A 12,401-nucleotide genomic window follows, 5' to 3' on the forward strand; every position below is an offset into this window, starting at 1 on the left:
TTATCCAATTCGACTTAGCTTAAGTAGCTTGCGAAGGTCAGCCAGTACGTTTTTACCTTCTTTAATCATCGCTTCTTTGTCGCTATGTGTTGGGTAGTACAGCATAACGTTGTGCATAGGGTCGATGATAAACAGCGTATTGGCGGGTAAATTGTGAAGCTCTCGAATGATAGCCGGTGCTGTTATTGGAGTTATTTGCGGCGCATCACGCTCATAATCTGAAAGCTGGTCATTGTTGTCGTGAAAGGTGACCGGCGTTAAGCGATCGGTATCCTTGCCAATGGCGACATCAACTTGATTCATTACGTAGAGAGCATTTTTGCAGGTCTGGTCGCAGTTTTCGGGAGGTATATAGCCCAGCTTCCAGCCTTCCGGCAGTGTATCGACTTCTGAACTCAGCGTAACAGGTGGCTGTAGTAAAGTGCCTTTGTTGGTGCCTGCTTCATACCAGTTCTGCGATAAAATAACCCAGGCAGCTATGACTGGTAATAGGAATAACGCAAACACCGTTAAAATAGCTTTTCTTGAGCGATTTGGGGAGCTCATTGGGTCTCCTCTTCTTTTTTTGATTGTTTGTTAAGTTTTATAACAGCAATTACGAAAATCACCAAACATGCGACCGCAAGAGAAAACCATTGTGTCGCATATCCATAGTGCTTTTCCGGTTTCATGACTTGTGGTTCCCAGTCTCGTTGCCAGCCGATATTTTTTGGCGTTTCAAGCAGTAGCAGGTGAGAGCGGGATGTCAGGCCGAACTTTTTCGCAAGTGCATTTGGATGCGCCTCTTGAATACGAACGGAGTCATTATTTGTAGCGTATTCGAAAGAGTTTTGGGTTAGCTCGTTTTGACTCGGGAAATACAGATAGGCGGTGAGTGTTAACCTGCCTTTAGGTAATTCGACCTCGGGAATATCGCTGCGTAACGTGGGAGCTGGTATCCAGCCCAGATTAACCAGCTGTGTTGGCAGTTCGGGCGAGTCTGGTTGAAAAAAGCCCAGCACATTGTAGCCAACGGTTCCGTCCTGAATTTGATTATCCAGTAATAACACCGGTGTCGGCTGAAATTCGCCACTGACTGACACATAAGTAAATCGGTGCTTATCTGCGCTTAAGCTTTTTATAGAGCTTAAAGGCCGAGCTTCATTAGTTTGTTGAGACTCGTAGTCGGCAAACAACAGCTGTTTTTCCTCAGCTCTGTCTAACTGCCAAAAGCCAAGCTTGACCAACACCCCAATTGCCAGCAAAGTAATGATTGTTGCAACAAGGGGAATTTTTATGTTGGTCGTTTTTAAGGTCATTATTGTTCTACTGCTCGTGTATATGGTGGTGAATTTGTTCCGCGCATTATTTTCTATGCTGCGTAACGATCCCAACAAACCACCGATGTCTCATTATTTGGGAAAACGAGTGGGAATAGCCGCTATTATTTTAATTGCATTAATAGCGGCCACTTACGGCGGCTTTTTGCCGTTAAATCCACGCCCCTATTAAACGGGGCGCTTTTCTTACAGTACGTAAACCACCACAAATAAACATAACCAAACCACATCAACAAAGTGCCAGTACCAGCTCGTGGCCTGAAATGCAAAGTGATTATCCGGCGTGAAGTGGCCTTTCAGGACCCGCAGGAACATAATAATGAGCATGACGGTACCTAAAGTTACGTGCAAACCGTGGAAACCGGTGAGCATATAGAAGGTATTACCGTAAATGCCTGAGTCCAGCGTTAAGCCCAGTTCTTCGTACGCATGCACGTACTCCGCACCCTGCAGATACAGGAAAATTAAACCAAGAATAATGGTCACACCCAACATGCCGGTCAGTTGCTTACGCTTGCCTTGCTCAAGGCCGGTGTGGGCAAAGTGACAAGTCACAGAACTTATCAAAAGAATGATGGTGTTGATAGCGGGCAAACCGTACCAACCCATTGCCTGTGTTTCTGTGCCACCCGGCGTATTCACCAACGGCCAGTGAGCGACAAATTCCGGCCAGAGCACTTCGTTGGTCATGGCGTTGTTGCTGTCGCCACCCAACCATTGAACCGCAATGACGCGGGCATAGAATAATGCACCGAAGAAAGCGGCGAAGAACATGACCTCTGAGAAAATAAACCAACTCATCGCCTGTTTGTATGAAGTGTTTAATTGCTCGTTATGAAGTCCTTTGGTTGACTCATTTATTTGATCACGGAACCAACCGAAAAGCATGAAAACGATGACGCCAATACCAGCAAATAATACAGTGCTTCCATGGCCGTCTTGTTCAGCTGACGCCTGGATGACAGTAGTACTGGCTCCCCAGGCAATTAATCCGAGTCCAAGGGCACCAATGATCGGCCAAGGACTGGACGCCGGTACGTAGTAACTTTGTTGTTCTGACATAGCCTCTTTCCTTATTCGGTTTCTTTTTGCTCGTCCTTAAACGACTGGGACGACTGGGCTGTCACATCATACAGAGTGTATGACAGAGTAAAGGTTGTTATATGGTCGGGAATATCCGGGTCAACATAAAATTGCATTGGCATTTTGGTATTAGCACCCGCAGTTAACGGTTGTTGATTAAAGCAAAAGCATTCGACCTTGTTGAGGTAAAGAGATGCTTCTGCAGGTGCCACAGAAGGTATCGCTTGCGCAACCATGTCTGATTGAGTTGGGTTAGCGGCTAAGAAATTAACGACTTTAGTTTCCCCTGGATGAATTCGTACTTCTTTAACCGATGATTCAAACTTCCAGGGGATGCCTTTAGCGTTTCGAGTCAAAAACTGAACTCGAATCGTTCTCGATTCATCAATTTCTACCATCTCATAAGTGGCTGCTTCATTGCTGGTTCGGCCGTTAAAGCCTGTCACTTCACAAAATACATCGTAAAGCGGTACTAGCGCGAACCCAAACGCAAACATTCCAGCGACTGTTAGTAACAGTCGCTTAACCAAGATGCTGTTATTCTGATGTTGCTCAGACATACTCGCTATTCCACTTTAGGTGGCTTTTCGAAGGTGTGATATGGCGCTGGTGATGGCACCGACCATTCAAATCCTTCTGCACCTTCCCAAGGTTTACTGTCGGCCTTTTCACCTTTTTTCTGAGCGCATTTAATTACGACCCAGAGAAATACGAGTTGTGATAGCCCAAATGCAAAACCACCAATACTGGTAATTTGGTTCACATCTGCAAACTGCGTTGCATAGTCGGGTATACGACGAGGCATGCCCGCTAGTCCAGCAAAGTGCATAGGGAAGAACAGTATATTTACAGATATGACCGATAACCAAAAATGGACTTTGGATAGTGTCGTATCGTACATGTACCCCGACCACTTGGGTAACCAGTAGTAAGCAGCGGCCATGATGGAGAAAACGGCACCGGTAACCAACACATAATGGAAATGTGCTACGACAAAGTAGGTGTCATGATACTGAAAGTCAGCTGGAGTAATGGCTAGCATCAAGCCGGAGAAACCACCAATGGTAAAGAGTATGACAAAGGCCAATGCAAATAGCATAGGTGTTTCAAATGTCAGAGAGCCTCGCCACATGGTTGCTACCCAGTTAAAGATTTTCACCCCAGTGGGTACGGCTATAATCATCGTACAGTACATGAAAAACAGTTCTGCGAATACTGGCATACCAGTCGTGAACATGTGGTGAGCCCAGACCAGAAAGGATAGCAATGCTATAGCGGCTGTGGCATAGACCATAGAGGAATAGCCAAAGAGTTTTTTTCTTGCAAATGCCGGAATAATCGCTGAGACAATACCGAAAGACGGCAGTATCATTATATAAACTTCCGGATGCCCGAAAAACCAGAAAATATGCTGGTACATCACGGGGTCACCACCGCCAGCAGCATCAAAAAAGCTGGTGCCGAAGTAAGTATCCGTAAGAAGCATTGTTACCGCACCTGCCAGAACAGGCATAACGGCAATCAGTAAAAAGGCGGTAATTAACCAAGTCCATACGAACATCGGCATTTTCATCAGTGTCATGCCTGGAGCGCGCATATTAAGCACCGTGACGATGACGTTAATCGCACCCATTATCGAAGAGATCCCCATAATATGGACGGAAAAGACAAAGTACGCGGTTGAGTCGCCTCCGTACTGGGTTGATAACGGTGCGTAGGCTGTCCAACCAAATGCTGGACCACCACCCGCTGAAAACAAAGAGCCTAACAGAATACAAAATGCAAATGGCAGTATCCAAAAGCTCCAGTTATTCATTCGAGGTAGTGCCATGTCTGGTGCGCCAATCATCATTGGAATCATCCAGTTAGCCAAGCCTACGAAGGCAGGCATAACCGCACCGAATATCATGACAAGGCCATGAACCGTTGTCATTTGATTAAAAAAGTGAGGCTCTACAAGCTGCAATCCCGGCTGAAATAGTTCAGCCCGAATTACCATGGCCATTGCACCACCAACAAAGAACATAATTAGGCTGAACCATAGGTACAGTGTCCCTATGTCTTTGTGGTTTGTTGTAAATAACCAGCGACCAATGCCAGACGGCTTATGATCGTGGTGTGCGTCGTGATGTGTTGCGTCGACTGCTGTGCTCATCACCGTCTCCTTATTGATTCATGACTTCGTTGATGTCGGCTGCCTGAATTAGGTCGCCAGTGTCGTTACCCCAGGCATTACGCTCGTAGGTGATAACAGCTGCCAATTCTTGCATACTGAGCTGCTCCCCAAATGCCTGCATAGCAGTTCCAGATACACCATTTACAACAATATCGATGTGTTTCGAGGTGCCGTCTGGATCGACTGCAACGCCACTTCCCGCTAATGCCGGGAATACACCATTGACACCTTGACCGTTAGGCTGGTGACAAGCTGCACAAGTGCTGTTATAAACTTTTTCGCCGAGATCCATGAGTTCGTCTTTCGACATCTCCATAGACAATAATTCTTGCTCTCGCTGGCGTGCTGCTTCCTGTTCCGCTTCAATTTCGGTTATCCACTTTTCGTACTCAGCTGGCTCTTTCGCGATGACCACAACTGGCATAAAACCGTGGTCTTTACCACAAAGTTCGGCGCACTGTCCCCGGTAAACACCCGGCTCATCGACTTTTGTCCAGGTCTCATTAATAAAGCCTGGATTAGCGTCTTTTTTGATAGCAAAGTCAGGCACCCACCAGCTGTGAATAACGTCGTCAGAAGTGACTAGGAAGCGAACTTTTTGACCCGTTGGAATAACCAGAGGGCGGTCGACTTCGAGTAGGTAGTTTTCGCTTTTGTCGAATTTATTGTTGATTTGTTCCTGTTGCGTCGCCAAACGACTGAAGAACTCAACGTCATTCTCGAAATACTTGTAGTGCCATTTCCACTGCGAACCGGTAACTTGGATAGTAACATCAGCGTCAGATGTATCTTCCATAGCGATAAGAGTTGTTGTTGCCGGAATGGCCATACCCACCAATATTAAAAGCGGAATAATGGTCCAGGCAATTTCAACTTTAACGTTCTCGTGGAAATTCGCAGGTTTAGGATTTTTCGACTTACGATGGCGAATCATCGAAATGAACATCAAACCGAATACGACTACACCAATGACACAACAGATATAAAATATCGTCATATGCAGGTCATAAACTCGGTTACTGACTTCAGTAACACCCTTGGTTAAGTTGAGTTGGCTTTCTGCACTAGCAGGCAAGCTCAACATAACCAGTAGTGTCCACAGAGGCTTCATTTTCACGTGACTTCTCCTCTTATTCTTCAATGAGATCGAATCTTTAATTCCGATCAAAACTCGAAGAACAAAGAGGTAAGCAGAAAAAGGAACAGCATCTCCCCAGAAATCACTTTCTCCACAGACTCTTTGTTATAATTATCGTTGTTATAATATTTTTATAGTCGGGTAGTACATTTATTAACTAATTTACACAGAAAGATCCAGATCAAATCAAACAATTGGCTAATAAATGAGCGAATCTGTTAAAAAAAGGCTGCCGAAGCAGCCTTTCAAGGAAGAAACACACTAACGAGGATTTAGTGGAGGTGGGATGTTAGTGTGTTTTTATCAAACAGGAAGTATTGAGTGTGACTTAATTTACTTGCCATTTTTGCGCGCTGCCATGTGCGGCTTGAGACAGAGTCGAGATAGGCAATAACCATACTGCTGTTTCCCGCTAATAATGCCTGCTCTAATGCCCATTCACAACGTTCGGCAGAGTGACTGCGTAACCAACGAATTTGATGCTCCGCAACACCGGACTCAATGAGCTGGGCAATGACATTTTTGTCACCGCCGATAACAGTAACCCACTCACTTGGTTTTTGCTGTAAAGCATTTTGAACAGCTGGTGATAAGGCATCTGTTTCGACTGCCTCTGCGCCTGTTTCTTGTTCAAACTTAATATCAGTCGGTGCAGCTTTCCACAAACCCGGGTGGTGTAATTTGTTGTTCTGTTGAATTTTCATAGTGCAGCTCCATTTCTGATAACACCAACTGCCAGACCTTCAATCGCGAATACTTGCGATGCCAAGTCAACAGTGATGGTGGAGAAGTCAGGATTTTCTGGATGTAATAAGACCGTGCGGCCTTTACGTTCAAAGCGTTTCACCGTGACTTCGTCTTCAACTCGAGCAACAACAACCTGTCCATTTCTGGCTTGCTCAGTTTTGTGCACGGCAAGTAAGTCACCGTCCAAGATACCGATGTCTCTCATGCTCATACCGTTGACTTTCAATAAGAAGCTGGCGGCAGGCTGAAATAACGATTCGTCGACTTTGTAATGCCCTTCAACATGCTGTTCTGCAAGCAGCGGCTCACCGGCAGCAACCTGGCCAATCAGCGGCAAACCTTCGGCGACATCGAAGTCGTCGCCGACTAAGCGAATGCCACGAGACATACCCGGCATAATTTCAATAACACCTTTACGTGCTAACGCCTTTAAATGTTCTTCGGCGGCGTTGGCAGAACGAAAGCCCAGCTTGGAGGCAATTTCCGCACGTGTTGGTGGCATACCGGTTGCGTGCAGGTTGTCTTTAATAAGCTCTAATATTTCAGACTGTCTTGGTGTTAAAGGACGCATATTCGAACCTGTGTTTATGTACAGTGATACTGTGAGTATATACAGGTATTTTTATTTCGCAAGTCATTTCATCAACGACTTTTATTTTTTAAGTTGGTATCCTATAGCTCTGTTTAAAACAGAGGTTGATGTATGAGTAAAAAAAGCCCTTTTTACGCGGTGTTGAAGTATCCGTTACGTTGGCTAACACGGTTCGAAGATATTTGGGACGGCGATGAAACTGATCACAAAACCACGGTGCAAAAGCCGGTGGCTTACGTTATGCGCTCAACCTCTACGGCTGACCTCTCCATATTGCAGCGCGCTGCTAGACGTCGTGGTCTTCCTGATCCTCTCGAGCCGCTCGAAATTGATGGCAAAGAATACAGCCGGGTTATGTACCTGGAAGAATTTGCTAATGAAACCTCTGAAGAAGCGGTGGAAGAATTTCATCAGTTGTTGAAGTTACATAAAGACAATAGCAACCTCGACTTACAGCTTATACCCGCAGGGGTGTTCTGGGGGCGCCAGGCAGGCCAGGAAGCAACTGCCGGCAAGGCAATGACGGGTGACCTCGATAACCCAGGCGCTATTCGTAAATTCTGGCTTGTGCTTTTTTCAGGTCGTCAGGTCTTGTTGCGCTTCTCGCGTAGCGTCAGTTTAGGTCAAATGGCTAATGATTACGGCGCAGACATGCGCATAGCCCATAAATTGGCGCGTGTTGCCCGTGTTCACTTTGTTCGCATGCGTCACGCGGTTGCGGGCCCCAAGCTCAGCCATCGTAAAGAGCTTATGGCCCAGCTCATTAACACGCCGGCACTCAAAAAGGCCGTTGCCGACGAAGCCAAAGGCAAGAAGATTAGTGAAGAAGAAGCCCGAAAAAAAGCACTCTCTTACATTGACGAAATTGCGGCGAATTACAGCTCGACATTAGTGCGTGTACTCGATCGCTTTATGACCTGGATGTGGAACCGTATTTATAACGGTATTCATGTAAAAGGCGGTGAACGCATACGTCGTCTTGCTCAGCAGGGACACGAAATTATCTATGTGCCCTGTCACAGAAGTCACATGGATTATTTGCTACTAAGCTACGTTATTTACAAGCAAGGCTTGGTGCCGCCGCATATTGCAGCAGGGGTCAATCTGAACTTTTTCCCGGTTGGTGGCATTTTCCGTCGTGGTGGAGCGTTCTTTATACGCCGCAGTTTCCGTGGCAATAAGCTTTATTCTGCGGTATTTCGCGAGTACTTGTGCTGGCTGTTTCAAAAAGGCTACCCGGTGGAATATTTCAGTGAAGGCGGCCGTTCCAGAACTGGGCGTTTATTGCCGCCAAAGACTGGCATGCTCGCTATGACCGTTCAGGGTATGCTGCGTGATCAACAACGTCCAGTGTCGTTGGTGCCGGTGTATCTCGGTTATGAACACATTATGGAAGTTGCCACTTACCTGAAAGAATTGAAAGGTAAGGACAAAGAGAAAGAATCCGTTTTTCAAATTCTAAAAACAATTACCAAATTGCGTAATTTTGGTCAGGGCTTTGTGACTTTCGGTCAGCCTATCGATTTAAAGCATACGCTGGACTGTAATGCGCCCGACTGGCATAAGTCGGTAACGCGAGGAGCCGAAGAGCCTCTAAGACCCAATTGGTTAACCCCTGTGGTCAATGGTTTGGCCGAGCGTGTTATGCAGGGCATAAACGACTCTGCAGCCGCAAACAGTGTGAACCTAACGGCTCTGGCATTGCTCAGCTCTGAGCATCATGCGCTGACGAAAGAAGAGCTATTAGCTCAGCTGGAAGTGTATCTGGGTGTGTTAAAAGAAGTGCCTTACAGTACCGATATTAGTGTGCCTAAAGAAACGCCGGAAGAATTGTGGCAGCAGGCGCTGCGCACCGATAAGTTTAAAGTTGAGTCAGATACCATGGGCGAAGTTATCTCGCTCGAACGTATGTCGGCTATTGCGATGACATATTATCGTAACAACATACTGCACATGATGGTTGTGCCGGGCATTGTTGCCTCAATTATCATGGCAAAAAAGCGTGTGTCGGTTAATGAGATTGTCGAGCGCACTCAAGCTATCTACCCCATGCTAAAGGCAGAGCTGTACCTTAGCCACGAAACTGACGAAATTCCATTGTGGGTGGAGGCGCTATGCGAAGAGCTGGCACGTCAGCAATTAATTACCTGCGAAGGGAGCGACTGTGTCATTGCGAAGCGTGAAAGTGCCGAGTGGTATCGTTTGCGCTTGCTAGCCAACAGTGCCAGTGAAACTCTGCAACGCTACTGTATTGTGTTAGAGCTTCTTCAGCAGGCACAGCCAATAATGCGGGCGGAGCTTGAGAAACAGTCTATTACTCTGGCCGAGCGTTTGAGTTCTATCCACGGAATTGACGCGCCGGAGTTTTATGACAAGAAAGTCATGGCGACATTAATTGCTAGTCTTAAGCAGCAGGGGCTGGTTGAAATTGATGACGATGGTCAGCAAATTGCCGCAGAGCCGGTTGGGGCGTTAAGTGACCAGGTCGATGAGCTGATTGACGGGCCTGTCCTGCAAACTATAAGGCAGTCGGTGCAGCAGTTCGTCAATCAGCCGAGTGAATAGCCTTTAGTGTAAACTTAGTACCAGTAATGTAATGCCAGGCCTATAGCGAAAACCATACCGACGTAATGGTTGTGCAAAAAGGCCTGGAAGCATTTCATTGGCTCGCGATGGCGTATTAACCAGTGCTGGTACATAAACAACAGCACACTTATCGCAAGCGCCGCCCAGGCTATCCAGTCCGCTGTGAGTATATAAAGCACCCATGCCAGCAAGCCGATGACAACCAGCTGCAATAACGCAATGATGAGTTTGTCGTAACGACCAAATAAAATAGCCGTGCTTTGCAGGCCAATTTTTAAGTCGTCTTCGCGGTCGGCCATGGCGTATTCGGTGTCGTAAGCCACGGTCCAAATAATATTGGCGATAAACAACAGAGCAGCGATAAACCATTCATTCGATTCAAGTGCCGTAAACGCCATTAGTATGCCGAAACTGAAGGCTACGCCCAGTACCACTTGGGGTAGGTGAGTCCAGCGTTTGCAGAAAGGGTAAAGTGCGGCAACGCCGGCAGCGAGGAAGCTCAACATAACGGTGTTTGTATTCAGCTGAAGCACCAGTCCAAAAGCAATAGCCAGCAAAATAAAGAAACCAATAATAGCTTCCGTTGCGGAAATTTTCCCGGCGGGAATAGGGCGTTGCTTAGTGCGCCTTACATGACCATCAAAATTGCGGTCGGCAAAGTCATTGATCACACAACCGGCGGAGCGCATCACAAAAGTACCCAGCAAAAATATCACTACAATTTTCAGCGGCGGGTTACCGGTGCCGGCAATCAGCAACGCCCATATTGTCGGCCACGCCAGCAAATAAGTACCAATGGGGCGGTCCGCCCGCATTAACTGCCAAAAAGCCTGAAGTTTTTGTGCTATCACTTGCTCTGTACCTCTAACACATGGTCGTAAAGTGGTGACGACGTTAAGAATATCTCGCTCACTAACAGTTGCTCGCCTGCGGTCGAGAATATTCGGCGGCGGCCTAATAAGGGTTTCGACTGATTAAACCATTGCTGGTTCAGTTTGCCTATAACATGAGATTCCGACACAGTCGCTACTTCAATGGGCCCTGAAGTTAAGTCTTCTCGTTGAAATAACGAGTCACCCAATGAACGGTTACCTAATTCTGAAAGTTGCAACTGCTCGTTGTTTTCGGCACTTTTTGCGAAAATACTACGGGCAAACACCCAGGGTTTATTATCACAGTATAGCAGTACTTCACGCACTACCGCGGGCTGACTCTGTTTTAAGCGACGGCATTCTTCTTCATGAGGTAGCATTTCCTGTTGGCCTAATAAACGGACCTCAAAATGTCCGCAATTGCGTTTCAGACGCTGGGTTAAAGAGCCCTCGAAGCACAGCCAGTTATGCTGGGTCGGGGTTAGCTCGACCTTATCAGGAGCCTGCCATTTAAGAGGTTCACTGACAGGAAATGTTGGTGCTGGGTATAACTCTGTTGTCATTTGTATTGGCGTTATCAAGCTCTATCGCTATGATAGCAAAGAGGAAACAATTGAACAGCGAAAGCTGGGTGGCTATATGAAACTGATTAGGACATTGGGTTTACTGTTAACCATGTGTTTATTAAGCACAGTTGCAAGCGCGCAAGACGACGTAGCGTATTACGGCTTTGAACCTGACATAACAACAAACTTTATAAAAGAAGGGAATGACTACCGCTTGGGGTTTGTGCGAGTTGCGGTAGAAGTTATGGTTCCGGACCCTAGCTACGTGAGTGTGGTTGAGCATCATGCGCCGTTACTGCGTAATGAGTTTATAAGTATTTTGAGTACAGCAACGGAGCGTCAGGTTCGGACTATGACAGGACGTGACCAGCTGCGGCTCAAATGCTTAGAGCGCGCCAAAGAATTAATGACTCAGGAAACCGGTAACCCGGTCATCAAAGAAGTTATTTTTACCAAGTATATTTATCAGTAACGAATTTTGGGTGTGGGGTTGAGTGCCCGCACCACAAAACCCGCTAAACACCCTGAAAGCAACCCGGCTAAATGCGCCTCGTTGGCTACATTGACCCAAAGCACACCGGTATAACCCAGTGCCAGCCAAAGCAACATAAAGACAATGAGCCCCGGCGGCAGATACAACGGTGTTGCGCGGTGGAAGCTGTACACCCAGCAGAAGCCAAGAAGACCATACACCACACCCGACATACCGCCAAAATTTGGACCATTCATGAGGTACTGAATAACATTGGCGGTAATGCCGGAAAACAAGAATAGGGCCAGTAGCCAGGACGTGCCCAGTGTCTTCTCTATACGACCGCCTAAATACCACCACCAAAATACATTAAACACAATATGGAGCAGTGTGAAATGCATAAAGACCGGAGTGACAAAGCGCCAGGGCTGGTCAAAGGGCAGTGCGTTGAAGAAGCGACTGATTTTTAGAGCTTCTAACGTAGCTTCTGGCCACATATTCAGAACTAAAAAGACCAAAGCCGCTAGTGCTGCGACTATTCGTGTGAGCCAGCCACTTTGCGCTAAAAGTGACAAGGAAATAGGCGCTGACCGACGCGACGTTGGAGAAGGTTGGCTTGAGTCTTGTGTTGAAGCAGAATGCTGCTGCGGCTTTTCGTCGAGCAGTTCAGGGTTCGCCTTGCACTGCTGAACAAGGTCTTTAGCGAGCGCCTCGTAGCTGCTTTGGTGCAGCCATAGTTCAAGTTGCTCGCCTTTTTCAGTAACGCTAACCGGTATGCCGTGCTGACGCAGATATTGGTAAAGCTTTCGCATCCATTCCGGGTCTTTACTGCTCAGCAATCGGCGCATGA

At 46.9% G+C, this 12,401-nt stretch carries 14 protein-coding genes; 3 read left to right on the forward strand and 11 right to left on the reverse strand.

What is annotated here, in order from left to right; translation table 11 throughout:
* Together CWI73_RS07845 and CWI73_RS07850 are read right to left on the reverse strand one after the other, a co-directional pair.
* Positions 1–546 (reverse strand): hypothetical protein, encoded by a 546-nt coding sequence (locus CWI73_RS07845; RefSeq protein ID WP_053953187.1) that lies wholly within the window; start codon positions 544–546, stop codon positions 1–3.
* Positions 543–1,298, reverse strand: a complete 756-nt coding sequence (locus CWI73_RS07850) for an SURF1 family protein (RefSeq protein ID WP_126752261.1) — start codon at positions 1,296–1,298, stop codon at positions 543–545. The genes CWI73_RS07845 and CWI73_RS07850 overlap by 4 nt, the downstream gene beginning before the upstream one ends.
* Between CWI73_RS07850 and CWI73_RS07855 the strand changes: the two genes are divergently transcribed.
* Complete coding sequence (locus CWI73_RS07855) at positions 1,276–1,491, forward strand: DUF2909 domain-containing protein (RefSeq protein WP_058576621.1); 216 nt, start codon at positions 1,276–1,278, stop codon at positions 1,489–1,491. The two genes, CWI73_RS07850 and CWI73_RS07855, sit on opposite strands and share 23 nt — an antisense overlap.
* 14 nt (positions 1,492–1,505) lie before the next feature.
* Here CWI73_RS07855 and CWI73_RS07860 read toward each other — a convergent pair whose 3' ends face one another.
* The 6 genes from CWI73_RS07860 to lexA all read right to left on the reverse strand — a co-directional run bounded on the left by CWI73_RS07860 (position 1,506) and on the right by lexA (position 7,034).
* Positions 1,506–2,381 (reverse strand): cytochrome c oxidase subunit 3, encoded by an 876-nt coding sequence (locus CWI73_RS07860; protein WP_126752262.1) that lies wholly within the window; start codon positions 2,379–2,381, stop codon positions 1,506–1,508.
* Positions 2,382–2,392: 11 nt separating this feature from the next.
* On the reverse strand, positions 2,393–2,962 hold the full coding sequence (locus tag CWI73_RS07865) for a cytochrome c oxidase assembly protein (protein ID WP_126752263.1): 570 nt from the start codon (positions 2,960–2,962) through the stop codon (positions 2,393–2,395).
* A gap of 5 nt (positions 2,963–2,967) precedes the next feature.
* Entirely contained in the window at positions 2,968–4,557 is a 1,590-nt protein-coding gene (gene ctaD, locus CWI73_RS07870; RefSeq protein WP_126752264.1) for a cytochrome c oxidase subunit I, read from the reverse strand.
* A 10-nt stretch (positions 4,558–4,567) separates the two neighbouring features.
* Positions 4,568–5,689, reverse strand: a complete 1,122-nt coding sequence (gene coxB, locus CWI73_RS07875) for a cytochrome c oxidase subunit II (RefSeq protein WP_126752297.1) — start codon at positions 5,687–5,689, stop codon at positions 4,568–4,570.
* Positions 5,690–5,988: 299 nt separating this feature from the next.
* A complete protein-coding gene (locus CWI73_RS07880) occupies positions 5,989–6,420 on the reverse strand; it encodes a hypothetical protein (RefSeq protein ID WP_053953181.1) in 432 nt (143 codons plus the stop codon).
* On the reverse strand, positions 6,417–7,034 hold the full coding sequence (lexA, locus tag CWI73_RS07885) for a transcriptional repressor LexA (RefSeq protein ID WP_126752265.1): 618 nt from the start codon (positions 7,032–7,034) through the stop codon (positions 6,417–6,419). The genes CWI73_RS07880 and lexA overlap by 4 nt, the downstream gene beginning before the upstream one ends.
* 132 nt (positions 7,035–7,166) lie before the next feature.
* On the opposite strand from lexA, the gene plsB reads away from it, so the two are divergent.
* Positions 7,167–9,620, forward strand: coding sequence for a glycerol-3-phosphate 1-O-acyltransferase PlsB (plsB, locus tag CWI73_RS07890; protein WP_126752266.1), 2,454 nt, complete (start codon positions 7,167–7,169; stop codon positions 9,618–9,620).
* Positions 9,621–9,634: 14 nt separating this feature from the next.
* Here plsB and ubiA read toward each other — a convergent pair whose 3' ends face one another.
* Both ubiA and CWI73_RS07900 read right to left on the reverse strand, forming a co-directional pair.
* Positions 9,635–10,456 carry a 4-hydroxybenzoate octaprenyltransferase gene (gene ubiA, locus CWI73_RS07895; RefSeq protein ID WP_241968872.1) on the reverse strand — a complete coding sequence of 274 codons (822 nt, stop codon included), beginning with the start codon at positions 10,454–10,456 and terminating at the stop codon, positions 9,635–9,637.
* A 32-nt stretch (positions 10,457–10,488) separates the two neighbouring features.
* Positions 10,489–11,076: a chorismate--pyruvate lyase family protein gene (locus CWI73_RS07900; RefSeq protein WP_126752268.1), complete on the reverse strand. Its 588-nt coding sequence runs from the start codon at positions 11,074–11,076 to the stop codon at positions 10,489–10,491.
* Between the two features lie 76 nt (positions 11,077–11,152).
* On the opposite strand from CWI73_RS07900, the gene CWI73_RS07905 reads away from it, so the two are divergent.
* A complete protein-coding gene (locus CWI73_RS07905) occupies positions 11,153–11,551 on the forward strand; it encodes a flagellar basal body-associated protein FliL (protein ID WP_126752269.1) in 399 nt (132 codons plus the stop codon).
* Here CWI73_RS07905 and CWI73_RS07910 read toward each other — a convergent pair.
* Positions 11,545–12,399: a rhomboid family intramembrane serine protease gene (locus CWI73_RS07910; RefSeq protein WP_126752270.1), complete on the reverse strand. Its 855-nt coding sequence runs from the start codon at positions 12,397–12,399 to the stop codon at positions 11,545–11,547. The genes CWI73_RS07905 and CWI73_RS07910 overlap by 7 nt on opposite strands.
* Positions 12,400–12,401: the final 2 nt, after the last annotated feature.

Source organism: Idiomarina piscisalsi, from assembly GCF_003987095.1.
Lineage (GTDB): Bacteria > Pseudomonadota > Gammaproteobacteria > Enterobacterales > Alteromonadaceae > Idiomarina > Idiomarina piscisalsi.

Bases quoted from the DNA above. Each gene is read 5' to 3' on its own strand.
- CWI73_RS07905 (WP_126752269.1), top strand. From the start codon at position 11,153: ATGAAACTGATTAGGACATTGGGTTTACTGTTAACCATGTGTTTATTA.
- ubiA (WP_241968872.1), bottom strand. From the start codon at position 10,456: ATGCGGGCGGACCGCCCCATTGGTACTTATTTGCTGGCGTGGCCGACA.
- CWI73_RS07860 (WP_126752262.1), bottom strand. From the start codon at position 2,381: ATGTCAGAACAACAAAGTTACTACGTACCGGCGTCCAGTCCTTGGCCG.
- coxB (WP_126752297.1), bottom strand. From the start codon at position 5,689: ATGAAGCCTCTGTGGACACTACTGGTTATGTTGAGCTTGCCTGCTAGT.
- CWI73_RS07865 (WP_126752263.1), bottom strand. From the start codon at position 2,962: ATGTCTGAGCAACATCAGAATAACAGCATCTTGGTTAAGCGACTGTTA.
- CWI73_RS07880 (WP_053953181.1), bottom strand. From the start codon at position 6,420: ATGAAAATTCAACAGAACAACAAATTACACCACCCGGGTTTGTGGAAA.
- CWI73_RS07900 (WP_126752268.1), bottom strand. From the start codon at position 11,076: ATGACAACAGAGTTATACCCAGCACCAACATTTCCTGTCAGTGAACCT.
- CWI73_RS07855 (WP_058576621.1), top strand. From the start codon at position 1,276: ATGTTGGTCGTTTTTAAGGTCATTATTGTTCTACTGCTCGTGTATATG.
- lexA (WP_126752265.1), bottom strand. From the start codon at position 7,034: ATGCGTCCTTTAACACCAAGACAGTCTGAAATATTAGAGCTTATTAAA.
- CWI73_RS07845 (WP_053953187.1), bottom strand. From the start codon at position 546: ATGAGCTCCCCAAATCGCTCAAGAAAAGCTATTTTAACGGTGTTTGCG.
- CWI73_RS07910 (WP_126752270.1), bottom strand. From the start codon at position 12,399: ATGCGCCGATTGCTGAGCAGTAAAGACCCGGAATGGATGCGAAAGCTT.
- CWI73_RS07850 (WP_126752261.1), bottom strand. From the start codon at position 1,298: ATGACCTTAAAAACGACCAACATAAAAATTCCCCTTGTTGCAACAATC.
- ctaD (WP_126752264.1), bottom strand. From the start codon at position 4,557: ATGAGCACAGCAGTCGACGCAACACATCACGACGCACACCACGATCAT.
- plsB (WP_126752266.1), top strand. From the start codon at position 7,167: ATGAGTAAAAAAAGCCCTTTTTACGCGGTGTTGAAGTATCCGTTACGT.